Source organism: Streptomyces sp. NPDC024687 (genome assembly GCF_055559055.1).
In genome coordinates this window covers 1,070,825-1,095,076 of the sequence record NZ_JBVHLJ010000001.1, presented here as the reverse complement: position 1 = coordinate 1,095,076, position 24,252 = coordinate 1,070,825, and the positions used below count along the sequence as shown (strand labels likewise).

The following is a 24,252-nucleotide window of genomic DNA, read 5'->3' as shown; positions in this document are numbered from 1 at the left end:
TCGGGTGTGATCACACCATCAGCGAACGGTCCGTCGGCCGGATCGGCGCCGGCAGCTCGCTCGCACCGGTCAGGAAGCGGTCGCAGCCGCGGGCGGCCGAGCGGCCCTCGGCGATCGCCCACACGATGAGCGACTGACCACGGCCCGCGTCACCGGCGACGAAGACGCCCGGCACGTTGGTCTGGAAGTCGGCGTCACGGGCGATGTTGCCGCGCTCGTCGAGCTCCAGGCCGAACTGCTCGACCAGGCCGTTCTCCCGGTCGGTGCCGGTGAAGCCCATCGCGAGGGTGACCAGCTGGGCGGGGATCTTGCGCTCCGTGCCCGGCTTGGGGGTCAGCTTGCCGTCGACGAACTCGACCTCGGTGAGGTGCAGCCACTGGACGTTGCCGTCCTCGTCGCCCTCGAAGTGGGTGGTGTTGACGGAGTAGACCCGCTCACCGCCCTCCTCGTGCGCGGACGTGACCTTGTAGAGCATCGGGAAGGTCGGCCACGGCTGGTGCGGGGCACGGTCCTCGCCGGGCCTCGGCATGATCTCCAGCTGGGTCACCGAGGCCGCGCCCTGGCGGTGGGCGGTGCCCACGCAGTCGGCGCCGGTGTCGCCACCGCCGATGACGATGACGTGCTTGCCCTCGGCCGTGATGGGGGGCGCCACGTAGTCGCCCTCCTGCACCTTGTTGGCCAGCGGCAGGTACTCCATGGCCTGGTGGATGCCCTTGAGCTCGCGGCCCGGGACCGGCAGGTCACGGGCGGTCGTCGCACCGGCGGCGATGACGATCGCGTCGTACCGCTTCTTCAGGTCGGTCGCCCTGAGGTCACGGCCGATCTCGATGCCGGTACGGAAGCGGGTGCCCTCCGCGCGCATCTGCTCGATACGGCGGTTGATGTGCCGCTTCTCCATCTTGAACTCGGGGATGCCGTAGCGGAGGAGGCCTCCGATGCGGTCCGCGCGCTCGTAGACGGCGACGGTGTGACCGGCCCGGGTGAGCTGCTGCGCGGCGGCGAGACCGGCGGGGCCGGACCCGATGACCGCGACGGTCTTGCCGGACAGGCGCTCGGGGGCCTGCGGCGCGACATCGCCGCTGTCCCACGCCTTGTCGATGATCGAGACCTCGACGTTCTTGATGGTGACCGGCGGCTGGTTGATGCCGAGCACACACGCCGACTCGCAGGGAGCGGGGCACAGACGACCGGTGAACTCCGGGAAGTTGTTGGTCGCGTGCAGCCGCTCGGAGGCGGCGGACCAGTCCTCGCGGTAGGCGAAGTCGTTCCACTCGGGGATGAGGTTCCCGAGCGGACAGCCGTTGTGACAGAACGGGATGCCGCAGTCCATGCAGCGGCTGGCCTGCTTGCTGATGATCGGCAGCAGGGAGCCGGGGACGTAGACCTCGTTCCAGTCCTTCAGACGGACGTCGACGGGGCGGGACTTGGCGACCTCGCGCCCGTGGTTCAGGAAGCCCTTCGGGTCAGCCATTGATCGCCGCCTCCATCATCTTCTCGGTGATCTCGGACTCGGAGAGTCCCGCCTGCTCGGCGGCGTCCTTGGCGGCGAGCACTGCCTTGTACGTACTGGGGATGATCTTGCTGAAGCGCTCGACCGCGGTGTCCCACTCGGCCAGGAGCTTCTCGGCGACCGTGGATCCGGTCTCCTCCTGGTGGCGGCGCACCACGTCGTGCAGCCACTGCTTGTCGGCGTCGTCCAGCGCCTCCACGGCGTTCACGTTGCCGACGTTGACGTTGTCCCGGTCGAGGTCGATCACGTAGGCGACACCGCCGGACATGCCGGCCGCGAAGTTGCGGCCCGTCTCGCCGAGGACCACCGCGTGACCGCCGGTCATGTACTCGCAGCCGTGGTCGCCCACGCCCTCGGAGACGACCAGCGCGCCGGAGTTGCGGACACAGAACCGCTCACCGGTACGACCGCGCAGGAACAGCTCGCCGCCGGTCGCGCCGTAGGCGATGGTGTTGCCGGCGATCGTCGAGAACTCGGCGAGGTGGTCGGCGCTCCGGTCCGGACGGACGATCACGCGGCCGCCGGAGAGGCCCTTGCCGACGTAGTCGTTGGCGTCGCCCTCCAGGCGCAGCGTGACACCGCGCGGCAGGAAGGCGCCGAAGGACTGGCCGGCCGAGCCGGTGAAGGTGATGTCGATGGTGTCGTCGGGCAGGCCCGCACCGCCGAACTTCTTCGTCACCTCGTGGCCGAGCATGGTGCCGACCGTGCGGTTGATGTTGCGGATGGCGACCTGGGCGCGCACCGGCTGGGCGTCGGTCGCCGAGTCGGCGGCCAGGGCGTCGGCGGCGAGCTTGATGAGCTCGTTGTCGAGCGCCTTCTGCAGACCGTGGTCCTGCTCGATGACCTGGTGCAGCGGGGTGCCCTCGGGCAGCTCGGGCACGTAGAAGAGCGGGGACAGGTCCAGGCCCTGCGCCTTCCAGTGGTTGACGGCCCGCTCGACGTCGAGCGTCTCGGCGTGGCCGACGGCCTCCTCGATGGAGCGGAAGCCCAGCTCGGCGAGGATCTCGCGGACCTCTTCGGCGATGAACTTGAAGAAGTTCACGACGTACTCGGCCTTGCCCGTGAACCGGTCGCGGAGCACCGGGTTCTGGGTGGCGATGCCGACCGGGCAGGTGTCCAGGTGGCAGACGCGCATCATGACGCAGCCGGACACGACGAGCGGCGCGGTCGCGAAACCGAACTCCTCGGCACCGAGCAGCGCGGCGATGACGACGTCACGGCCGGTCTTGAGCTGGCCGTCGGTCTGGACGACGATCCGGTCGCGCAGGCCGTTGAGCAGCAGGGTCTGCTGGGTCTCGGCGAGACCGAGCTCCCAGGGACCGCCCGCGTGCTTCAGGGAGGTCAGCGGGGAGGCACCGGTGCCTCCGTCGTGACCGGAGATCAGGACGACGTCCGCGTGGGCCTTGGACACACCCGCCGCGACCGTGCCGACGCCGACCTCGGAGACCAGCTTCACGTGAATCCGCGCCTGCGGGTTCGCGTTCTTCAGGTCGTGGATCAGCTGGGCCAGATCCTCGATCGAGTAGATGTCGTGGTGCGGCGGCGGGGAGATCAGACCGACACCCGGGGTGGAGTGCCGGGTCTTGGCGACCCACGGGTACACCTTGTGCCCGGGCAGCTGGCCGCCCTCGCCGGGCTTGGCGCCCTGGGCCATCTTGATCTGGATGTCGTCCGCGTTGACCAGGTACTCGGAGGTCACACCGAAGCGGCCGGAGGCGACCTGCTTGATCGACGAACGCCGCGCCGGGTCGTACAGCCGGTCCGCGTCCTCGCCGCCCTCACCGGTGTTGGACTTGCCGCCCAGCTGGTTCATGGCGATGGCGAGGGTCTCGTGCGCCTCCTTGGAGATGGAGCCGTACGACATGGCGCCGGTGGAGAAACGCTTGACGATCTCGGAGACCGGCTCGACCTCGTCGACGGAGATCGGCTGGCGGTCCGACTTGAAGCCGAACAGGCCGCGCAGCGTCATCAGCCGCTCGGACTGCTCGTTCACGCGGTCCGTGTACTTCTTGAAGATGTCGTAGCGGTTCGCGCGCGTCGAGTGCTGGAGGCGGAAGACCGTCTCCGGGTCGAACAGGTGCGGCTCGCCCTCGCGGCGCCACTGGTACTCGCCGCCTATCTCCAGGGCACGGTGGGCCGGCGCGATGCCGCTCGCCGGGTACGCCTTGGCGTGCCGGGCGGCGACCTCCTTGGCGATGACGTCGATGCCGACGCCGCCGATCTTGGAGGCCGTACCGCTGAAGTACTTCTGGACGAAGCCCTCTTCGAGACCGACGGCTTCGAAGACCTGGGCGCCCCGGTAGGAGGCGACGGTCGAGATGCCCATCTTCGACATGACCTTGAGGACGCCCTTGCCGAGGGCGTAGATCAGGTTGCGGATGGCCTGCTCGGCCTCGATGTCCGACAGGAAGGTGCCCGCGCGGACCAGGTCCTCGACGGACTCCATGGCGAGGTACGGGTTCACGGCCGCGGCGCCGAAGCCGATCAGCAGAGCGACGTGGTGGACCTCGCGGACGTCACCGGCCTCGACCAGCAGGCCCACCTGGGTGCGCTGCTTGGTGCGGATGAGGTGGTGGTGGACGGCCGCGGTGAGCAGCAGCGACGGGATCGGCGCGTGCTCGGCGTCGGAGTGCCGGTCGGAGAGGACGATCAGCCGGGCGCCGTTGGCGATGGCGGCGTCCGCCTCGGTGCAGATCTCCTCGATGCGCGCGGCGAGGGAGTCGCCGCCGCCGGAGACCCGGTACAGACCGGACAGCGTCGCGGCCTTGAAGCCGGGCATGTCGCCGTCGGCGTTGATGTGGATGAGCTTGGCCAGCTCGTCGTTGTCGATCACCGGGAAGGGCAGCACGACGGAGCGGCAGGAGGCGGCGCTCGGGTCGAGCAGGTTGCCCTGCGGGCCGAGGGCCGAGCGCAGCGAGGTGACGAGCTCCTCGCGGATCGCGTCCAGCGGCGGGTTGGTGACCTGCGCGAACAGCTGGGTGAAGTAGTCGAAGAGCAGACGCGGACGCTCGCTCAGCGCGGCGATCGGCGAGTCGGTGCCCATCGAACCGATCGGCTCGGCAGCGGCCTTGGCCATCGGCGCGAGGAGGACGCGCAGCTCTTCCTCGGTGTAGCCGAAGGTCTGCTGGCGGCGGGTGACCGAGGCGTGGGTGTGCACGATGTGCTCGCGCTCGGGCAGGTCGCCGAGCTCGATCTCGCCGGCCTCCAGCCACTCCGCGTACGGCTGCTCGGTGGCCAGGCCGGCCTTGATCTCGTCGTCCTCGATGATGCGGTGCTCGACGGTGTCGACGAGGAACATCCGGCCGGGCTGCAGGCGGCCCTTGCGGACCACCTTGGCGGGGTCGATGTCGAGGACGCCGACCTCGGAGCCGAGGACGACGAGGCCGTCGTCGGTGACCCAGTAGCGGCCGGGGCGGAGGCCGTTGCGGTCGAGGACCGCGCCGACCTGCTTGCCGTCGGTGAAGGTGACACAGGCCGGACCGTCCCAGGGCTCCATGAGGTTGGAGTGGAACTGGTAGAAGGCGCGGCGGGCCGGCTCCATGGAGTCGTGGTTCTCCCACGCCTCCGGGATCATCATCAGCACGGAGTGCGGCAGCGAACGGCCGCCCAGGTGCAGGAGTTCGAGGACCTCGTCGAAGGACGCCGAGTCGGAGGCGTCCGGCGTACAGATCGGGAAGACGCGCTCGAGGGCCTTGGCGTCGTTGCCGAACAGGTCGGAGACCAGCTGCGATTCGCGGGCCGCCATCCAGTTGCGGTTGCCCTTGACGGTGTTGATCTCACCGTTGTGCGCGACGAAGCGGTACGGGTGTGCGAGCGGCCACGAGGGGAAGGTGTTCGTGGAGAACCGGGAGTGCACGAGCGCGATCGCGGAGGCGAAGCGGCGGTCGGACAGGTCCGGGAAGAAGGGCTCCAGCTGACCGGTGGTCAGCATGCCCTTGTAGACGATGGTCCGCGCGGACAGCGAGGGGAAGTAGACGTCGACCTCACGCTCGGCGCGCTTGCGCAGCACGAAGGCCTTGCGGTCGAGGTCGATACCCGTGGAAGGCACTGCGGCGCCGTCGGTCACGAAGACCTGGCGGAAGGCGGGCATCGTCGAGCGGGCGGTGGCGCCGAGCAGCCCGGGGGCGACCGGGACCTCGCGCCAGCCGAGAACGGTGAGGCCCTCCTCGGCGGCAATCGTCTCGATCTTCGAGACGGCGTCCTCGATACCGTCCTCCGGCAGGAAGGCGGTACCCACGGCGTACCCACCGGCCGTCGGCAGCTCGAAGCCGACGACCTCACGGAAGAAGGCGTCCGGAACCTGGGACAGGATGCCCGCGCCGTCACCCGAGTCGGGCTCGGCGCCGGTGGCACCGCGGTGCTCCAGGTTGCGCAGAACCGTGAGCGCCTGCTCGACCAGCGCATGGCTCGCCTCGCCGGTGAGGGTGGCCACGAAGCCGACGCCACAGGCGTCGCGCTCGTTGCGGGGGTCGTACATACCCTGCGCAGCAGGGCGAGCATCCATGAAGGACCACTTCTGGCCATTCGTGGAGTGCTGGGACGGCTGGCGCGGCGTACGCATCGGCTCTCCCGTCGTCGTCAACTGGCATATGCAATTGCCGAGGGACGACGTTGGCCCTCTGCGTGTGTGCAAAATTTCGTGCAGGTTACATGATGGAGCGGATCTCGGGAACCGGATACTCCGTTCCAACATGCGGACGCCACGCGGTGCGAGGGGGGTGTCGCACACGTGGCTTGAAGTATGTGGGGACCGATCCGGACTGATCGGTCAGATCATCGTCCGTCGGCCCAGGGGGCGGCGAAGGCGTCGTCGCCGACCCCGCGAGTGCGCCGCAAGCGTCATTGCCCACAGTGCTTACGGCTCATGCCCAGTGGTTAAGCACTCGAAACCCGCGGGTAACGACTACTTATGCGACCCGTCGCATAAGTAGCAGCCCATCTATCCTACGGCCGTTCCGAACAAACTGCCCAGGGCGTACGTCACACCGGCCGCCGCACCTCCCAGAGCGAGCTGTCGCAGCCCGCTGTACCACCAGGTCCGCGCGGTCACCCTGGCCACGACCGCACCGCACGCGAACAGCCCGAGAAGAGCGAGCAGCAGAGCGGGCCACAGCGTGGTCGCACCGAGCAGGAACGGCAGTACGGGGAGCAGGGCCCCCAGGGCGAAGGACCCGAAGCTGGACACGGCGGCGACCAGCGGCGAGGGCAGGTCGCCCGGGTCGATCCCCAGCTCCTCGCGGGCGTGGATCTCCAGGGCCTGCTCGGGATCCTTCGACAACTGCCGGGCGACCTCCCTGGCCAGCTCGGGCTCGACACCCCGCCCCTCGTACAGGGCGGCGAGCTCGGCCTCCTCGTCCTGCGGGTGCTTGCGCAGTTCCCGGCGCTCCACATCCAGCTCGGCCTCGACCAGCTCCCGCTGGGAGGCGACGGAGGTGTACTCACCGGCAGCCATGGAGAAGGCACCGGCGGCGAGCCCCGCCAGCCCGGTGATCACGATGGTGTGCTGACCGACGGCCCCACCCGCGACGCCGGACATCAGGGCGAGGTTGGAGACCAGCCCGTCCATGGCACCGAAGACGGCGGGCCTGAGCCAGCCGCCGTTCACATCCCGGTGCGTGTGGTTGTCGCGGTGCGCCTCGTGCAGGGGCGCTTCGATGTCGAGGATGGCCATTCCGGTCCCCCAGGGAAGCTAAGCCAAAGCTAACTTTGGACACGTTCTAATTCTTAACAACGAACACAGTACGTCGGGCCATTCCCCTCCGCCAGCAAGGAAAGGCTCCGCTAACCTGCGGCTTTACCGTCGGATGCGCAGACGATCATGAGCCCGCTCAGATGTCGACCGGGTGACGTTGAGGGCAGGGAGGCTGAGGTCAACCGCCGATGGTGGGACATATGCGGCAAAAGGTTCCGCGTCCCGCGCGAACCTCCTCTGCTCCCTGTTGTGGAGAGGCCGGCTATGACATCGATCGCCCGCGTTTCCTCGGTCCCGGCACCCCAGGACGTCGCCGAACTCCGCGAGCGGGCCCGCGGCGCCCTGCTGGGCCTGGCGGTCGGGGACGCCCTCGGAGCCCCCGCCGAGAACCTGAAGCCGTCGCAGATCCGTGCCCGCTGGGGTCGTATCGAGGGCTATGTCGTGGACGAGCCGGCCGGCACGGACGACACGGAATACGCGATCTTCTCGGGTCTGCTCCTCGCCCGTCACGGCTCGGCCCTCACCCCCTCCCATGTGGAGACGGCCTGGCACACGTGGATCGCGGACCGCGACGAGGGCCCGTTCCGGGGCGCCGGTTTCAGCGAACGCGGCACGCTGGAGAACCTCCGCCGAGGTCTGGCGGCCCCCATCTCGGCCCAGCACCGCCACGCCTGGAGCGACGGCCTGGCCATGCGGGCGGCCCCCTTCGGCGTCTTCGCGGCAGGCCGCCCCGCGGAGGCGGCCCGCCTGGTGGCCGTCGACGGCTCGGTGAGCCACGACGGCGAGGGCATCTACGGCGGCCAGGCGGTCGCGGCGGGAGTGGCGGCGGCCATGGCGGGCGCCCCGACGATCGCCGTCGTCGCCTCCGCGCTGGCGGTGATCCCGGACGACAGCTGGACGGCCCGCTCCCTGCGCCGCGCCGTGGCGGTGGCCCACCGGGGCGAACGAGCGGTCCGCTCCGCGGTGGTGATCGGCGGCTATCCGTGGACCGACCTGGCCCCGGAGGCGGTGGCCCTCGCCTTCGGCGCGTACGCGGCGGCGGACGGCGACTTCCGTGAGGCGGTCCTGACGGCGGTGAACATGGGGAGAGACGCGGACACGACGGCGGCGGTGGCCGGGGCCCTGGCCGGCGCGACGCGGGGAGCGTCGGCGATCCCGGCCGAGTGGGCATCGGCGATCGGCCCGGCGAGAGGCAGCTGCCTGCCCTCCATGGCGGGCCATCACGTGCTGGACGTGGCGGAGTTGCTGGTGACGGGGGAGGACGCCAAGTGGGCCACGACCGGACTCACCCGGGAATGGCCCCCACCCGATCTGGACGCCTTCACACTGGCGGCGGGCGATGAGTCGGGGACGGACAGGTGAGGCCGCCGGGACCCTGGGCGGAGCCCCCGGCCTCCACACCCATGGCGAGCGACTCGGCCCCGACAGCCCCACCGAACGCCGCGGACGCCACAACCCGACCGACCACGTCCGCGACGACGGCTCTACGGACCACGTCCGCGAGCACGGCCGCACCACCCACGTCCGAGCCCACCGCCCTACTGGCCACCCCGGGCCCCGCCGAACCCGCGCTCACGGCAACGGTCACCCAACCCGCGCCCGCCGACGGCGAGTTCGCCCCACTGGGGCCACCCTCACCCGACGACGAAAGCTGCACGGGCGATGCGGGTGGGAACACAAAGGCCGAAGGCGAAGCCGAGGCCGGGCGAAGTGTCCAGGGCCTCCTCCTCGGCCTCGCCGCGGGCGACGCCGCCGGCTGGCCCGCCGCCCGCCACAGAGCCGCCCGCATGCCCGAATGGACCCGCCGCCTCACTCGCGAACTGGACACCTTCGCCGAACAGAACGCCACCACCACCCTCCCCGTCCCCATCGCCCTCAACCAACCCCCCGAGCCCCTCCTCCTCGGCCCGTCCGACGACGCCGAATGGGCGGCCTTCACCGCGGAAGCCCTCCTGCGCGCAGGCGACGACACCGCCCTGGACGACCTGACCCGGGAACGCCGTACCAGAGCCGCCATCGACCTCACCTGGAACGCCCTGGCCGCCGAGGTGGCCGCGGCAGCGGACCGCGCCCCGGAGATCGAGTCCGCCGACATCCCCCTCCGCGCCCGCATCTCCGTCAGAGCGGGACTCGGCAACCTCGCCACCGGCCTGCGCCCACCAGCCACCGGCCACGACAACCCGCACTACTTCGACGACGCGGCCTGCGTCCGGGCCTGCGTCCTGGCCGTCGCCCACCCCGGCGCCCCCCGGCCCGCCGCGGATCTCGCCGAGTTCGACGCCCGCTACACCCAGGACGGAGACGGCGTGCACGGAGCGAGAGCGATGGCCGCGGCCGTCTCCCTCGCCCTGATCGGCGCCCCCGTCGAAGCCTGCGTGACAGCGGCGCTCACCGAGCTGCCCGAGGAGACGGAGATCGGCCGCAACGCCCGCCACGCCCTGCGTCTCGCCGAGGCCGCCGGAAACGCCTTCGCGCTGATCCCCGCCCTGGAACACGAGATCGTCGACCACGTCTACAGCTACGGCATCGCGGCCGCCGAAACGGTCCCCGTGGCCCTCGCTCTGGCCACCGCCGCCCACGGCCGTATCGCGGAGGCGGTCCCCGCCGCGGCCTGTCTGTCCCGCGTCGCCGACTCGGCCCCCGCCCTGACCGGCGCGCTGACCGGCGCACTGGGCGGCGCCGCCGCGATCCCCGCCTCCTGGCGCGACACCTGCCGGACACTCTCCGGCTGCGCCCTCCCCCGCCTCACCGGCACGGACCTCGTGGAACTCGCCGAACTCCTGGTAGCCGCACAACCACCCCTCCCGGGAGGATGATTCCGGCATGACGCCCAAAAACTCTGAAACCAGCCTTGAGGACCGCATCACCGGGGCCCTCGTGGGCGCGGCGGTGGGCGACGCCCTCGGCGGTCCCGTCGAGGGCTACTCCCCCGACCAGATCCTCGAACGCCACGCCGGCCGCGTCCACGGCATCGTCGGCCCCTGGAACGGCGACGACTGGCGCACCGCCCGCCCCATCGCCCCGTACCACAAGGGCGACGGACACGTCACCGACGACACCTTGATGACCCACGCGCTGATCCGCGTCTACGACCGGGTCAGAGACCACCTCGACGCCTATGCGATCGCCGAGCACCTGGTCCCCGACCTGATGACGAACCCGCGCTGGATCCCGGAACTGGAGGCCGAGGCCCTCCCCCTGCACCGCATCTTCCTCGCGGAGAAGTGGCTGGTCACCCGTCTCCACTACGGCCACATCGACCCCCGCGAAGCAGGCGTGGGCAACATCGTCAACTGTGGCGCGGCGATGTACATGGCACCGGTCGGCCTGGTCAACGCGGCCAACCCGCGGGCCGCGTACACCGAGGCCCTGGACATCGCGGGCGCCCACCAGTCGTCGTACGGCCGGGAGGCGGCGGGAGTCTTCGCGGCGGCGGTGGCGGCGGCGTGCGAGCCGGGTGCGACCCCGGACTCGGTCGTGACGGCCTGCCTGCGGCTGGCGAAGGACGGCACGCGGACGGCGATCGAGAAGGTCTGCGAAGTGGCCGCCCACCACACGGATTTCGAATCGGCCCTACGACCCCTGCGGGACGCCGTCGCGCCCTACGACACGGTCGGCCCCGACTACCGCGCCCCCTCGCTCGGCGCCCGCCGCCCCTCCCGCCTCCACGCGATCGAGGAACTCCCCGTCGCCCTGGGCATGTTGCTCGTGTCCGCGGGCGACTACCGGCAAGCCGTTCTCGGCGCGGTGAACTACGGCAGGGACTGCGACTCGATCGCCACGATGGCCGGTGCCCTGTCCGGCGCCCTGGGTTTCCCGGTCCCGGACGACTGGTCGAAGACGGTCTCGGAGGCGAGCCGCCTGGACCTGTGGGAACCGGCGGCGACGCTGACCGCCGTGACCCGGGAGATCTTCGAGCGGGACATCACCCACCGCAGGACCCACGAGGCGGCGTTCGCGGAGCTCGGAGGCCCGAGATGCTCCGACTGACCTGGGTCCAGCCGGAGGACCTCATCGGCCACGAACTCCGCCAGGCGGCCCAGGACGGCAGGGAGCCGTCGGCGATCGCGGCGAGATGGCGAGGGGCGGGCGGCAAGGAGGCGCCGATGCGCGCGGGCGCCTCGACGGAGCCCGCGTCCAGGTATCTGCGGCAGCTCGCGGACGACCTGCTGGACGAACTGGCGGACCTCCCGAGCGCGTTGGAGGACGACGAGCCCACCGACCTGGCAATGATCAAGGCCCGCTGCCGGACGTGGCCGGCGCACGCCTCCACGGCACCCCTCACCCGGGCCGGCCTGGAAGCGGCCTGGCTGGGCCGGGCCGTGGGCTGTCTCCTGGGCAAACCCGTGGAGAAGCTTCCCCTCGAAGCCATCCGCAGGCTCGCCGCGGCCACCGGAAACTGGCCCCTGAACAGCTACTTCACGGCAAAGGGCGTCCCCGCCGAACTTCTCGCCGCCCACCCCTGGAACCGGCGCTCCGCCACCACCTCCCTCGCCGAGAACATCGACGGCATGCCCGAGGACGACGACCTCAACTACCCCTTGCTGAACCTTCTGTTGCTGCAACGCCACGGCAGGCACTTCACCACCACGGACGTGGCGAACCTCTGGCTCGACGAACTCCCCGCCGGCCGCACCTTCACCGCCGAACGCATCGCCTACCGCAACCTCCTCCAGGGCCTGGAACCCCCGAGGACCGCCCGCCACCGCAACCCCTTCCGCGAATGGATCGGTGCCCTGATCCGCGCGGACGTCCACGGCTGGACCAACCCCGGCGACCCGGCGGCCGCGGCCGAACAGGCCCACCGGGACGCCACCCTCACCCACACGGCGAACGGCGTCTACGCGGCGATGTTCACGGCCGCCGTGATCGCCCGGGCGGCCGCGACCCCCGACATCCACACCTGCCTGCGCACCGGCCTCACCGTGATCCCCCCGAACTCCCGCCTCACCAAGGCCATCACGCACGCCATCCAACTGGCCGGCCGGTACGACGACTTCGACAAGGTCGTGGACGAACTCCACGCCACCCACGGCCCGACCCACCACTGGGTCCACGCGGTCCCCAACACCGCGCTGATCTGCGCCGCCCTCACCCACGCGGACGGCGACTTCACCGCCTCCGTCTGCAAAGCGGTGAGCGGCGGGTGGGACACCGACTCCAACGGCGCCACGACGGGCAGCATCGCCGCCCTCCTGACCGGCGCCCCGGAAGACCTCCCCGACCGCTGGACCACCCCCCTCAAGAACCGCCTGGCCACCTCCGTCGCCGACTTCAACGGCAGCGGCTTCGACACCCTGGCCCACCTCACCCACCGGGAGGCTGCCCGCCCATGACCCACGTCATGACCGAGACCCCCCTGAAGGGGCTGCGCGTGCTCGACGCGGCCACCCTCTTCGCCGGCCCCCTCGCCGCCACCCTGCTCGGCGACTTCGGCGCGGACGTCGTCAAGATCGAGCACCCCACGAAACCGGACCCCTCCCGCGGCCACGGCCCCTCGAAGGACGGCATCGGCCTGTGGTGGAAGGTCCTGGGCCGCAACAAGCGCACGATCACCCTGGACCTGTCCAAGCCGGGCGGGCGGACCACCTTCCTGCGGCTGGCCGCCGCCGCGGACGTGGTCATCGAGAACTTCCGCCCCGGCACCCTGGAGAAGTGGGACCTCGGCTGGCCCGAGCTCTCCGCCGCCAACCCCCGCCTGGTCCTCACCCGCGTCACCGGCTTCGGCCAGTTCGGCCCCTACGCCCACCGCCCCGGCTTCGGCACCCTCGCCGAGGCGATGAGCGGCTTCGCGGCGATCACCGGCGAACCGGACGCACCCCCGGTGCTGCCGCCCTTCGGCCTGGCCGACTCCATCGCGGGCCTGGCCACGGCGTACGCGGTGATGACAGCGCTCGCGGCCCGGGACCGCACGGGCGAGGGCCAGGTCGTCGACATGGCGCTCATCGAGCCGATCCTGACGGTCCTCGGCCCCCAGCCGACCTGGTACGACCAACTCGGTCACGTCCAGGAGCGCACCGGCAACCGCTCCGCCAACAACGCCCCGCGCAACACCTACCGCACGGCCGACGGGACCTGGGTCGCCGTCTCCACCTCGGCCCAGTCGATCGCGGAACGCGTGATGCACCTGGTGGGCCGCCCCGAGCTGATCGACGAACCGTGGTTCGCGACCGGCGCCCAACGGGCCGCCCACGCCGACGTCCTCGACGCGGCGGTCGGCGACTGGATCGCCACACGCACCCGCGCGGACGTCCTCGCGGCCTTCGAGAAGGCGGAGGCCGCGGTCGCCCCGATCCAGGACGTCCGGGACGTGATGGCCGACCCGCAGTACCAGGCACTCGACACCGTCACCACGGTCGACGACCCCGAACTCGGCCCGCTGCGCATGCAGAACGTCCTCTTCCGGCTCTCCTCGACCCCCGGCGCGATCCGCTGGGCGGGCCGCCCCCACGGCGCGGACACGGACGAGATCCTGACGGAAGCGGGCCTGACCAAGGCCGAGTTGACAGCGCTGCGCGCGGAGGGCGCGCTATGAGGCCCTACCCTCTGACCTGGCTCTACGTCCCCGGCGACCGCCCCGAGACCGTCACCAAGGCCCTCGTGGCCGGCGCCGACGTCGTGGTCGTCGACCTGGAGGACGCGGTCGCCCCCGACCGCAAGCGGTACGCCCGCGAGGCCACCGCCGAACGTCTCGGCGACCCCCAGCCGGTCCCGGTCCACGTCCGGGTCAACGCCCTGGACAGCCCCCTCGCGGCAGCGGACCTCGCGGCGATCGCCCCCCTCCCGGGCGTCTGCGGCCTGCGCCTGCCCAAGGTCACCGCCCCCGCCCAGATCACCCGCGTCGCGCAGACGACGGCCCGGGCCGAAGGAGGCGCCCCACCCCTGTACGCCCTTCTGGAATCGGCCCTGGGCATCGAGCACGCCTACGCCATCGCCACCGCCCACCCGAGCCTGCGAGGCATCGCCCTCGGCGAGGCGGACCTGCGAGCCGACCTGGGCGTACGACACGACGGGGGCCTGGACTGGTCCCGCTCCCGAGTGGTCGTGGCGGCGAGAGCGGCGGACCTGCCTCCCCCGTCCCAGTCGGTCCACCCAGACATCCGGGACCTGGAGGGCCTGCGGGCCTCCTGCGCCCACGGCCGTACCCTGGGCTTCCTGGGCCGGGCAGCCGTCCATCCCCGCCAACTCCCGGTGATCGAGCGGGCCTACCTGCCCACGGCGGAGGAGATCGAGCAGGCGGAAACGGTCCTCAAGGCGGCGGAGGCCCACCAGGGGGCGCAGGCCCTCCCGGACGGCACGTTCATCGACGCGGCGGTGGTGACCCAGGCCCACCGCACCCTCTCCCTCGCCGGCCGCGCCTGACATACGACGAGGGCGCCCCGACCACTCGGGGCGCCCTCGTCGACGTACAGCCGGCGGTCAGGTCTTCTTCGCGGACTCGGCCTCGTCGGCCGCCTCGCGGGAGTCGGCGGCCTCGGACTCGCCGGAGTCGGAGTCGCCCTCGGCCTTCTCGGCGGTGCCGGACTTATCGGCCTCTTGCGCCTCATCGTCGGCGGCATCCGCGCCCGGCTCGACGACGTCCTCGCGTCCGGGCCGCTTCTTCGCCGACACCACGAGGTACGTCACCGCGAACAGGAACACGACGATCGCGGTCCAGACGTTGAGCCGGACCCCCAGGATGTGGTGGGCGTCGTCGATGCGCATGTACTCGATCCAGCCGCGCCCCGTGCAGTACGCGGCGACGTACAGCGCGAACGCCCGGCCGTGTCCCAGCTTGAAGCGGCGGTCGGCCCAGATGACGAGGAGGGCGACGCCGACGCACCACAGCGACTCGTAGAGGAAGGTCGGGTGGTAGTAGCCCGGTACCCGGCCGTCCGTGGAGGACGTGATGTGCAGGGCCCACGGCAGGTCGGTCGGCTTGCCGTACAGCTCCTGGTTGAACCAGTTGCCCCAGCGGCCGATGGCCTGTGCGAGGGCGATACCGGGGGCGATGGCGTCGGCGTAGGCCGGCAGCGGGATGCCACGGCGGCGGCAGCCGATCCACGCGCCCACCGCACCGAGCGCGATCGCGCCCCAGATGCCGAGGCCGCCCTCCCAGACCTTGAAGGCGTCCACCCAGTCACGGCCCTCGCTGAAGTACAGCTCGTAGTCCGTGATCACGTGGTAGAGGCGGCCGCCGAGCAGTCCGAACGGCACGGCCCAGACCGAGATGTCGGCCACCGTGCCGGCTCGCCCACCACGGGCGATCCAGCGCTTGTTGCCGAGCCAGACGGCAACGAAGACGCCGATGATGATGCAGAACGCATAGCCACGCAGCGGGATGGGACCGAGGTGGATCACCCCGCGCGACGGGCTGGGAATGTAGGCAAGTTCCATGGCAGGGTCGACGCTACCCTGCCCGGCCGGACCCACGGCAGGCGGTCCGGCAACGGGTCCATAACAGGCGGGCCTGAAATCCTTACCCCTTGGCCGCTTCCTGTACCTGCTGCTTCAGCTTCGCAGGCGTCATCGTCCGGTCCTGGTAGATGTTCTTGCCGTTCAGCAAAACCGTCGGCGTCCCGCTGAAGCCGCCGTTGCGGAAGGCCGCCGCGGACTTCTCGACCCAGCTGTTGTGCGTGCCCTTCTCCACGCACGCACGGAACGCGGGGGTGTCGAGCCCGTCGGTCTTCTCCGCCAGGTCGAGGAGCTTGCTGTTCTCGGCGAAGGCGTCGTCGGTCTCGTCGGGCTGGTTCTCGTAGAGCACGTCGTGGTAGCCCGGGAACTTCCCGGCGTCCTGGGCGCAGGCCGCGGCATTGGCCGCGTTGCGGGAGCCGGTGCCGCCCATGTTGCCGTCGATGATCGTCGCCAGGTGGTACTCGACCTTGAGCTGCCCGGATGCGGTGAGCTCGTGGACGACCGGGCGGTACGCCGTCTCGAAGGCCTTGCAGGCCGGGCAGCGGAAGTCCTCCCAGACGACGAGCGTCGACCTGGCGCCCTCCTTGCCGACCGGGATGGCGAGACTGTCCTGGCCCTCGGCGCCCGAGGGCGCCACGACCGGGCCCGCGGAGTCGCTGTCCTTGTCCTTGCCGGCGTTGGCCGCGACGACGCCGATCACCGCCGCGAGACCGAGGACGCACACCACACTCGCGCCCACGATCAGCACCCGGCGCCGCCTGTCCGCGGTCTTCTGCTTCGCGCGTTCCTCCGCCAGCCGCTCCCGGGCGGTGCGCTTTCCCTCACGGTTCTTCTCGCTCACACCCGCAGAACGAACCGGGGAGGCGCACCGCGCCTCCCCGGCCCCAGGTCCACCCGTTCGAGTGACCGCGTCTTCCGTCACGCCGTGACAGGCGTACGGCCGGACCTACGCCTGTCGGCGCACGCCCTTCGCCAGCTCGCCGGCGAGCTCGCGGACGCCCTCGACGCCGGCCTTGTCGTCCGGCGCGTCCAGCATCCGCTTCACGAACGCCGAGCCGACGATCACGCCGTCGGCGAAGCCGGCCACTTCGGCGGCCTGTGCGGCGTTGGAGACGCCGAGCCCGACACAGACGGGCAGACCGGCCCCGGCATCGGCGGCCCGGGTGCGCTCGACGAGGTCCTGGGCCTGCGCCCCGACCGACTCACGCGTGCCCGTCACGCCCATCAGCGAGGCGGCGTACACGAATCCGCTGCCGGCCGCGGTGATCTCGGCGAGCCGCGCGTCCTTGCTGCTGGGCGCGACCACGAAGACCGTGGCGAGCCCGTGCTTGTGCGCGTGCTCCCTCCACAGCGCCGACTCCTGCACCGGCAGGTCGGGCAGGATGCAGCCCGCGCCGCCCGCCGCGGCGAGCTCGGCGGTGAAGCGCTCGACGCCGTAGCGGTCGATGGGGTTCCAGTACGTCATCACGAGCACCGGCTTCCCGGTGGCCTCGTAGGTCTCCTTGACCGTCCGCATGACGTCCGCGATCTTGACGCCGCCGCGCAGGGCGATGTCGTCGGCGGTCTGGATGACGGGGCCGTCGAGGACGGGGTCGCTGTGCGGCAGACCCACCTCGACGACATCGGCACCGCCGTCGAAGGCGGCCTTGATCGCCTCGATGCCGCCGTCCACGGTCGGGAATCCGGCCGGGAGGTAGGCGATGAGCGCGGCGCGGCCCTCGGCCTTGGCGCCGGCGAGGGTGTCCGACAGCAGCTGAATGTTCCCGCTCACTTCGCGTCCCCCTCGATCTCGGCGCCGGTACCGGCCTCGTCCGCCGCGACGGCGGCGTCGGTGTCGTACAGGCCGAAGTAGCGTGCGGCCGTGTCCATGTCCTTGTCGCCGCGGCCGGACAGGTTGACGACGATCAGCCCGTCCTTGCCGAGCTCCCTGCCGACCTCCAGGGCGCCGGCCAGCGCGTGGGCGCTCTCGATGGCCGGGATGATGCCCTCGGTGCGCGACAGCAGGCGCAGGGCCTGCATGGCCGCGTCGTCGGTGACCGCGCGGTACTCGCCGCGGCCGGAGTCCTTGAGGTAGGAGTGCTCGGGGCCGATGCCCGGGTAGTCCAGGCCGGCCGAGATGGAGTACGGCTCGGTGATCTGGCCCTCCTCGTCCTGGAGGACGTAGGAGCGGGAGCCGTGCAGGATGCCGGGCTCGCCCGCGGTGAGGGTGGCCGCGTGCTCGCCGGTCTCCACACCGTGCCCGGCGGGTTCGCAGCCGATGAGGCGTACGCCGGTGTCCGGGATGAAGGCGTGGAACAGGCCGATGGCGTTCGAACCGCCGCCGACGCAGGCGATGGCCGCGTCGGGCAGCCGGCCGGCCCGCTCCAGGAGCTGGCGGCGCGCCTCGACGCCGATGACCCGGTGGAAGTCGCGGACCATGGCCGGGAAGGGGTGCGGTCCCGCTACCGTGCCGAAGAGGTAGTGCGTGCGGTCGACGTTGGCGACCCAGTCGCGGAAGGCCTCGTTGATGGCGTCCTTCAGCGTGCGGCTGCCGGACTTCACGGCGATGACCTCGGCGCCGAGCATGCGCATCCGGGCCACGTTGAGGGCCTGGCGCTGGGTGTCGATCTCGCCCATGTAGATGGTGCACTCGAGACCGAAGAGCGCGCAGGCGGTGGCGGTGGCGACGCCGTGCTGGCCGGCGCCGGTCTCCGCGATCACCCGGGTCTTGCCCATGCGCTTGGTGAGCAGGGCCTGACCGAGGACGTTGTTGATCTTGTGGGAGCCGGTGTGGTTGAGGTCTTCCCGCTTCAGGAAGATCGTGGCGCCACCCGCTTCGGCGGCGAAACGGGGGACCTCGGTGAGCGAACTGGGACGGCCGGTGTAGTGGACCAGCAGGTCGTCGAGCTCACGGGCGAACTCGGGGTCGTGCTTGGCCTTGTCGTACTCGACGGCGACCTCGTCCACGGCGGCGACGAGGGCCTCCGGGATGAACTTGCCGCCGAACGCGCCGAAGTAGCCTTCGGCGCTGGGGATTTGACCGTCGGGGTCGGGGATGAAGAACTCGCTGGGCATGGCAATACCTCACGGTGAGTGCGTTGAAAAGACACTAAGCGCCGTGGGGGCGGAGACGGTCAGACGACTGCGGGACCGTTGTGGCTGGTCGCGCCCGCGCGGCGGTAGCCGCTGATCAATGCAGCCCCGCGCCCCTGACGGGGCGCTGCCATCGCATGCCATTCACCTGGCCGGGTTCATCCCCAATGACGTAGCGCACCCGACGGCCGTGCACCCGGCGTGCGGGCGCACGGCAGCCACGGGGGCGGCAGCCGCGCGCGAGGCGGGCGTACCTGTCCATGGTTGTCGTCGTGAGGGTCATCGGGGCCGATCCTATCGGGTGATCAGCCGCGGCCGTGTCGGAGTGCCGGGTGTTCGCCCGCCGCGACCAGGTCGGAGACCGCCGTCTTCGGGTCCTTGCCCGTCACCAGGGACTCGCCCACCAGGACCGCGTCGGCGCCGGCGTTGGCGTAGGCGATCAGGTCGTGCGGGCCGCGGACGCCGGACTCGGCGACCTTGACCAGATGGGCGGGGATCTCGGGGGCGATGCGCTCGAACGTGCCGCGGTCGACCTCGAGGGTCTTGAGGTTGCGCGCGTTCACGCCAATGATCTTCGCTCCGGCGTCCACCGCGCGCTCGACCTCGTCCTCGTCGTGGACCTCGACGAGCGGGGTGAGGCCGATGGACTCGGCGCGCTCGATCAGGGACTCCAGGGCGGGCTGCTCCAGGGCCGCGACGATGAGCAGCGCGAGGTCGGCCCCGTAGGCCCGGGCCTCCCACAGCTGGTACGACGTGACGATGAAGTCCTTGCGCAGGATCGGGATGTCCACCCGCGCGCGGACGGCCTCCAGGTCGGCCAGCGAGCCGCCGAAGCGGCGCTGTTCGGTGAGGACGGAGATGACGGCGGCGCCGCCCGCCTCGTAGTCGGCGGCGAGGCCCGCCGGGTCGGCGATCGCGGCCAGCGCGCCCTTGGAGGGGCTGGAGCGCTTGACCTCGCAGATGACCTTGACGCCGTCGCCGCGCAGTGCGGCCACGCCGTCCTTGGCCGCGGGAGCCTTCGCCGCGCGCTCCTTGAGCTCGTCGAGGCTGACGCGCGCCTGCCGTTCCGCGAGGTCGGCACGGACTCCGTCGATGATCTCGTCGAGCACACTCACGCGAGCGGCCCCCTTCCAGACGGTTGACAGTTCCAGCGACCGATGAAAACAGGTGGTCACTGCGATGGTATCCGCAGGAGGGCGTAGCCCTCGCATCCGGTTGACGCCGGTCCCACTACCTGGACGTTCATCAGTTGATCAAGGATGAAGCCAGCCACCGAACGGTAGGTTCCGGACAACCGTGAAGACCAGCAGCAATGTCCCCGCCGTCCACAGGTGCACCGGCCCGAGGCCGAGCTTCAGCGGCCGGCCGCGCGCGGTACGGACCACCCAGACGGTCCACAGCACGGCGAAGCCCAGATAGCCCAGCACCGCCGGCGCATTGTCCTGGAGCGCGGCCAGGAAGTCGCCGTGGACGAACGCGTGCGCGCTGCGCAGTCCGCCGCAGCCGGGGCAGTACAGGCCGGTGATCCGGTAGAGCGGGCAGACGGGGTAGTGCCCGGGCTGGTTGGGGTCCACGGTCCCCACGTACGCGAAGGCCCCGGCGACGGCCGCGAGGACTGCGCCCGGGACGGCGAGCCCGGTGAGCCGGGGGGCGCGCTGGGTGTCGGCGTTCACGCCTCGCATTGTGCCCTGCGGGGTCCCACGCACGCGTGAGGGGCGGCCCCGGCGCTCTCGCCGGGCCGCCCCTCCACGAAGTTCTGAGTGCGTCAGCTCTTGGCCTCGGCCGTCTCGATCTCGGGCTGCTGCGAGGTGGCGAGCGGCTTGTGGGCGTCCTTGGGCATGCCCATCCCCATCGCGCTCATGATCCAGCCGACGACACCGCCGACGACCACGATCGCCATACCGGCCCAGAAGCCCGCCGGCTGGGCCATCACCATGAAGGCGCCCGCGACGCAGAACCCGATGAAGGCGATAGTGACACCGGTCCAGGCGGCCGGGGTGTGACCGTGGCTGCTGCCCGCCATTGCTTGCTCCTAGTGCTGAAGTACGTGTCTGAGCCGGACGCTCGAAGTCATTGTCCCGCACGCGAGGGCACGAAGTGATCCGGGGTCGCGCTTCACGGGCGACCGCTAGGCCCCCGTCGGGTCTTCTCCTCGGTCGAGCGCCTTCCAGATGTCCTCGGGCCGGTCGGGATCCACCACAGCGGCCTTACGGCGTACCCGGGGCGCCCCGTCCCGCTCGTAGCGCCCGGACATCGCGGGCCACAGCCGCCCGTACCGCAGGGCGAGCAGCCCGGCGAGAAGGATCAGCGCGCCCCCGACCACGGCGACGTACGGCCAGGGGGTGTGCGAGAGGGAGGCGACCGTCGCCGAGGTGTCGCCGGAGGCCTGGGCGGCCTGCTCGTCCAGCGCGGACGAATCGTTCGCCCCGACCAGTGCGGCGGCGACGATCCCCGCGCCGGAGAGCGTGAGCAGCGCGGCGACCAGGAAGCGCCCGGCCTTGCGGACGGCGAAGACGGCGACGAGCGCGGCGAGGCCCACTATGGCCAGGGCGGCGGGGACGCCGGTGACGTCACTGCCCTTGGCGGTCAGGGGAAAGGCGCCGCCTGCCACGGTCGCGGTGCCCTCCGACCACTGCTGTCGGGTCGCCAGCAGCGCCACGGCGGCGCCGAGCGCGCCGCACAGCAGAGCGACGGCGAGACTCAGACGTCCGGCCCTGGCGGGTCCGGCGGCTTCGGAACGGGGGTGCGGTACAGCAGTCACGTACCCCACTATCACCCGAACCCCGGGCGAACGGTGACCCGGGGTTCCGTGAGAAGCGCCCCATTCCTCGGTGAAGACTGCTACTTGCCGAGCCGGTTCGCCGTGTGGACCGCCCGCAGGACCGCCGCCGCCTTGTTGCGGCACTCCGTGTCCTCGGCGACCGGATCGGAGTCGGCGACGATGCCGGCGCCTGCCTGGACGTAGGCCGTGCCGTCGCGGAGGAGGGCCGTGCGGATGGCGATCGCGGTGTCGGAGTCGCCCGCGAAGTCGAGGTAGCCGACGCAGCCGCCGTACAACCCGCGCCGGGACGGCTCCAGTTCGTCGATGATCTGCATCGCGCGGGGCTTGGGGGCGCCGGAGAGGGTGCCCGCGGGGAAGCAGGCGGTGAGGACGTCGAAGGCGGTGCGACCCTGCGCGACCTTGCCGGTGACGGTCGACACGATGTGCATCACGTGGGAGTACCGCTCGACGGACATGAAGTCGACGACCTCGACCGAGCCGGGCTCGCAGACGCGCCCCAGGTCGTTGCGGCCGAGGTCCACCAGCATCAGGTGCTCGGCGCGCTCCTTCGGGTCGGCGAGCAGTTCGTCGGCGAGGGCCTGGTCCTCCTGCGGGGTCGCCCCGCGCCACCGGGTGCCGGCGATGGGGTGGACCATGGCCTGCCCGTCCTCGACCTTCACCAGGGCCTCGGGGGACGAGCCCACGACGTCGAAGCCGTCGAAGCGGAACAGGTACATGTACGGGGAGGGGTTGGTGGCCCTCAGGACCCGGTAGACGTCCAACGCGCTTGCCGTGCACGGCGTCTCGAAGCGCTGGGAGGGGACGACCTGGAAGGCCTCGCCGGCCCGGATGCGCTCCTTGATGTCCTCGACGGCCTCCTGGAAGTCGGGGCCGCCCCAGAGCGCGGTGTACTCGGGCAGCTCGGAGGGCGGCAGGACGGCGGCGGGCTGGGCGACCGCCCTCGACAGGTCGGCCTCCATGGCGTCCAGGCGGGCCACCGCGTCCGCGTGGGCCTCGTCGACGCCGGTGTCGAGGTCGTTGTGGTTGATCGCGTTCGCGATCAGCAGGACCGAGCCCTCCCAGTGGTCCATGACGGCGAGGTCGCTGGTCAGGAGCATGGTCAGCTCGGGGAGCTTCAGGTCGTCGCGCTCACCGGGGCCGATCTTCTCCAGGCGGCGGACGATGTCGTAGCCGAGGTAGCCGACCATGCCGCCGGTGAAGGGCGGCAGGCCCTCCTGGTGCGGGGTGTGCAGGGTCTCGACGGTGGCGCGCAGGGCGGCGAGCGGGTCGCCGTCGACGGGGACGCCGACCGGTGCGGTGCCGAGCCAGTGCGCCTGGCCGTCGCGTGCCGTCAGGGTCGCGGCCGAGCGCACGCCCACGAAGGAGTAACGGGACCAGGAGCGGCCGTTCTCCGCGGACTCCAGCAGGAAGGTGCCGGGACGCTCGGCGGCGAGCTTGCGGTAGAGGGCGACCGGGGTGTCGCCGTCGGCCAGGAGCTTGCGCGTGACGGGGATGACACGGCGGTCGGTGGCCAGCTTGCGGAAGGTCTCGAGGTCCATGGCGGCTGACCTTACTGATCCGAGGCGGCGGCACCGGAATCAGCGCCGTCCTTGAGGAGCACGTCCGCGTCGAAGCAGGTCCGCGCGCCGGTGTGGCAGGCGGCGCCGACCTGATCCACCTTGACCAGCACGGTGTCGGCGTCGCAGTCCAGGGCGACGGACTTGACCCACTGGAAGTGGCCGGAGGTGTCGCCCTTGACCCAGTACTCCCGGCGGCTGCGCGACCAGTAGGTGCAGCGGCCGGTGGTCAGCGTGCGGTGCAGCGCCTCGTCGTCCATCCAGCCGAGCATGAGCACCTCACCGGTGTCGTACTGCTGGGCGATGGCGGGGACGAGCCCGTCGGCGCTGCGCTTGAGTCGCGCGGCGATCTCCGGGTCGAGGCTGCTGGGCTGGGGCGTGCTGGTCATGCGGCCATTGTGCCGCGCGCCACCGACAAACCCGGCGCGGTGTCCACTGTGCGGACCCGGCCGGCGGTCGTAGGCTGACTGCATGTCGACTTTCGCCAAGCGTGAACGACTTCTGCTCGCCGATCTGTTGGAGGCCGAGGGCCCGGAGGCCCCCACCCTCTGCGACGGCTGGCTCACCCGCGACCTCGCCGCCCACGTGGTGGTGCGCGAGCGCCGGCCCGACGCCGCCGGCGGTCTGCTGATCAAGCAGCTCGCGTCCCGCCTGGACCGGGTGATGACCGAGTTCTCGGAGAAGCCCTACGAGGAACTGATCCAGCTCATCCGTACCGGCCCGCCGCGCTTCTCGCCGTTCCAGCTCAAGCAGGTGGAGGAGCTGTCGAACACGGTGGAGTTCTACGTCCACACCGAGGACGTGCGCCGGGCCCGCCCCGACTGGACACCGCGCGAGCTGGACTCCGTCTTCCAGGACGCCCTGTGGTCCCGTCTGGAGCGCACCGCCCGGCTGATGGGGCGCGGCGTGCCCACCGGCCTGGTGCTGCGCCGACCGGACGGCCAGACGGTGGTCGCGCACCGGGGCACACCGGTCGTGACGGTGACCGGCGAGCCGTCGGAGCTCCTGCTGTTCCTGTACGGCCGGCAGAGCGCGGCCAAGGTGGAGCTGGACGGCGACAAGGAGGCGATCGCCAAGCTGCACGAGGCGAAGGAGCTCGGGATCTGACGGACCCGGTGGTCACACGGCCCAGGCGGACGAGGTCGGCCTGGGCCTGCGGCGCGCGCCGCACAGGGCGCCACTGAGCCCGGCGAGCAGTCCGATCGGCAGGGCGACGCCGGCGGCTCCAGGTGGGCACGCCGAGGGC

The 24,252-nt window shown here is 71.3% G+C and carries 21 protein-coding genes; 7 read left to right on the top strand and 14 right to left on the bottom strand.

The genetic code is table 11. The features are described from left to right. Window positions 1-10: 10 nt before the first annotated feature. The 3 genes from ACZ39I_RS04865 to ACZ39I_RS04855 all read right to left on the bottom strand — a co-directional run bounded on the left by ACZ39I_RS04865 (window position 11) and on the right by ACZ39I_RS04855 (window position 7,181). Window positions 11-1,471: a glutamate synthase subunit beta gene (locus ACZ39I_RS04865; protein WP_403657411.1), complete on the bottom strand. Its 1,461-nt coding sequence runs from the start codon at window positions 1,469-1,471 to the stop codon at window positions 11-13. Beyond that, window positions 1,464-6,071 carry a glutamate synthase large subunit gene (gltB, locus tag ACZ39I_RS04860; RefSeq protein ID WP_467242840.1) on the bottom strand — a complete coding sequence of 1,536 codons (4,608 nt, stop codon included), beginning with the start codon at window positions 6,069-6,071 and terminating at the stop codon, window positions 1,464-1,466. The genes ACZ39I_RS04865 and gltB overlap by 8 nt, the downstream gene beginning before the upstream one ends. A gap of 378 nt (window positions 6,072-6,449) precedes the next feature. Beyond that, window positions 6,450-7,181, bottom strand: coding sequence for a VIT1/CCC1 transporter family protein (locus ACZ39I_RS04855; RefSeq protein WP_352382787.1), 732 nt, complete (start codon window positions 7,179-7,181; stop codon window positions 6,450-6,452). A 285-nt stretch (window positions 7,182-7,466) separates the two neighbouring features. Between ACZ39I_RS04855 and ACZ39I_RS04850 the strand changes: the two genes are divergently transcribed. Genes ACZ39I_RS04850 through ACZ39I_RS04825 form a run of 6 tightly spaced genes read left to right on the top strand, consistent with a single transcriptional unit; the run spans window position 7,467 to window position 14,564 of the window. After that, window positions 7,467-8,564, top strand: a complete 1,098-nt coding sequence (locus ACZ39I_RS04850) for an ADP-ribosylglycohydrolase family protein (protein ID WP_467242839.1) — start codon at window positions 7,467-7,469, stop codon at window positions 8,562-8,564. Continuing rightward, on the top strand, window positions 8,561-10,018 hold the full coding sequence (locus ACZ39I_RS04845; protein WP_467242838.1) for an ADP-ribosylglycohydrolase family protein: 1,458 nt from the start codon (window positions 8,561-8,563) through the stop codon (window positions 10,016-10,018). Before ACZ39I_RS04850 ends, ACZ39I_RS04845 begins: the two co-directional genes overlap by 4 nt. A gap of 7 nt (window positions 10,019-10,025) precedes the next feature. Further along, on the top strand, window positions 10,026-11,192 hold the full coding sequence (locus ACZ39I_RS04840; protein WP_467242837.1) for an ADP-ribosylglycohydrolase family protein: 1,167 nt from the start codon (window positions 10,026-10,028) through the stop codon (window positions 11,190-11,192). Then, window positions 11,180-12,538 carry an ADP-ribosylglycohydrolase family protein gene (locus tag ACZ39I_RS04835; protein ID WP_467242836.1) on the top strand — a complete coding sequence of 453 codons (1,359 nt, stop codon included), beginning with the start codon at window positions 11,180-11,182 and terminating at the stop codon, window positions 12,536-12,538. Before ACZ39I_RS04840 ends, ACZ39I_RS04835 begins: the two co-directional genes overlap by 13 nt. Before the next feature lie 8 nt (window positions 12,539-12,546). After that, a complete protein-coding gene (locus ACZ39I_RS04830) occupies window positions 12,547-13,737 on the top strand; it encodes a CaiB/BaiF CoA transferase family protein (RefSeq protein WP_467242835.1) in 1,191 nt (396 codons plus the stop codon). Further along, complete coding sequence (locus ACZ39I_RS04825) at window positions 13,734-14,564, top strand: HpcH/HpaI aldolase/citrate lyase family protein (RefSeq protein ID WP_467242834.1); 831 nt, start codon at window positions 13,734-13,736, stop codon at window positions 14,562-14,564. The genes ACZ39I_RS04830 and ACZ39I_RS04825 overlap by 4 nt, the downstream gene beginning before the upstream one ends. Before the next feature lie 57 nt (window positions 14,565-14,621). Here the strand turns inward: ACZ39I_RS04825 and lgt are convergent, their stop codons facing one another. From lgt to hisI, 11 genes are all read right to left on the bottom strand, one after another. Beyond that, complete coding sequence (lgt, locus tag ACZ39I_RS04820) at window positions 14,622-15,578, bottom strand: prolipoprotein diacylglyceryl transferase (protein ID WP_467242833.1); 957 nt, start codon at window positions 15,576-15,578, stop codon at window positions 14,622-14,624. 82 nt (window positions 15,579-15,660) lie between these two features. After that, complete coding sequence (locus ACZ39I_RS04815) at window positions 15,661-16,437, bottom strand: DsbA family protein (RefSeq protein WP_467242832.1); 777 nt, start codon at window positions 16,435-16,437, stop codon at window positions 15,661-15,663. A 105-nt stretch (window positions 16,438-16,542) separates the two neighbouring features. Then, complete coding sequence (gene trpA / locus ACZ39I_RS04810; RefSeq protein ID WP_467242831.1) at window positions 16,543-17,367, bottom strand: tryptophan synthase subunit alpha; 825 nt, start codon at window positions 17,365-17,367, stop codon at window positions 16,543-16,545. Beyond that, a complete protein-coding gene (gene trpB / locus ACZ39I_RS04805; protein WP_451473776.1) occupies window positions 17,364-18,650 on the bottom strand; it encodes a tryptophan synthase subunit beta in 1,287 nt (428 codons plus the stop codon). The genes trpA and trpB overlap by 4 nt, the downstream gene beginning before the upstream one ends. Before the next feature lie 115 nt (window positions 18,651-18,765). After that, a complete protein-coding gene (trpM, locus tag ACZ39I_RS04800) occupies window positions 18,766-18,930 on the bottom strand; it encodes a tryptophan biosynthesis modulator TrpM (RefSeq protein WP_467243320.1) in 165 nt (54 codons plus the stop codon). A 43-nt stretch (window positions 18,931-18,973) separates the two neighbouring features. Continuing rightward, window positions 18,974-19,783, bottom strand: coding sequence for an indole-3-glycerol phosphate synthase TrpC (gene trpC / locus ACZ39I_RS04795; RefSeq protein WP_403657373.1), 810 nt, complete (start codon window positions 19,781-19,783; stop codon window positions 18,974-18,976). 138 nt (window positions 19,784-19,921) lie between these two features. Further along, on the bottom strand, window positions 19,922-20,350 hold the full coding sequence (locus tag ACZ39I_RS04790) for a DUF2752 domain-containing protein (RefSeq protein WP_467242830.1): 429 nt from the start codon (window positions 20,348-20,350) through the stop codon (window positions 19,922-19,924). 83 nt (window positions 20,351-20,433) lie between these two features. Further along, a complete protein-coding gene (locus tag ACZ39I_RS04785; protein WP_451473773.1) occupies window positions 20,434-20,691 on the bottom strand; it encodes an HGxxPAAW family protein in 258 nt (85 codons plus the stop codon). 105 nt (window positions 20,692-20,796) lie between these two features. Further along, a complete protein-coding gene (locus tag ACZ39I_RS04780) occupies window positions 20,797-21,438 on the bottom strand; it encodes a TIGR02234 family membrane protein (protein WP_467242829.1) in 642 nt (213 codons plus the stop codon). 71 nt (window positions 21,439-21,509) lie between these two features. Further along, window positions 21,510-22,988: an anthranilate synthase component I gene (locus tag ACZ39I_RS04775; RefSeq protein WP_467242828.1), complete on the bottom strand. Its 1,479-nt coding sequence runs from the start codon at window positions 22,986-22,988 to the stop codon at window positions 21,510-21,512. A gap of 11 nt (window positions 22,989-22,999) precedes the next feature. Next, the gene (gene hisI, locus ACZ39I_RS04770; protein ID WP_451473770.1) at window positions 23,000-23,395 is read right to left on the bottom strand and encodes a phosphoribosyl-AMP cyclohydrolase; all 396 of its coding nucleotides are present in this window, start codon (window positions 23,393-23,395) and stop codon (window positions 23,000-23,002) included. Between the two features lie 82 nt (window positions 23,396-23,477). On the opposite strand from hisI, the gene ACZ39I_RS04765 reads away from it, so the two are divergent. Next, complete coding sequence (locus ACZ39I_RS04765; RefSeq protein ID WP_467242827.1) at window positions 23,478-24,113, top strand: TIGR03085 family metal-binding protein; 636 nt, start codon at window positions 23,478-23,480, stop codon at window positions 24,111-24,113. Window positions 24,114-24,252: the final 139 nt, after the last annotated feature.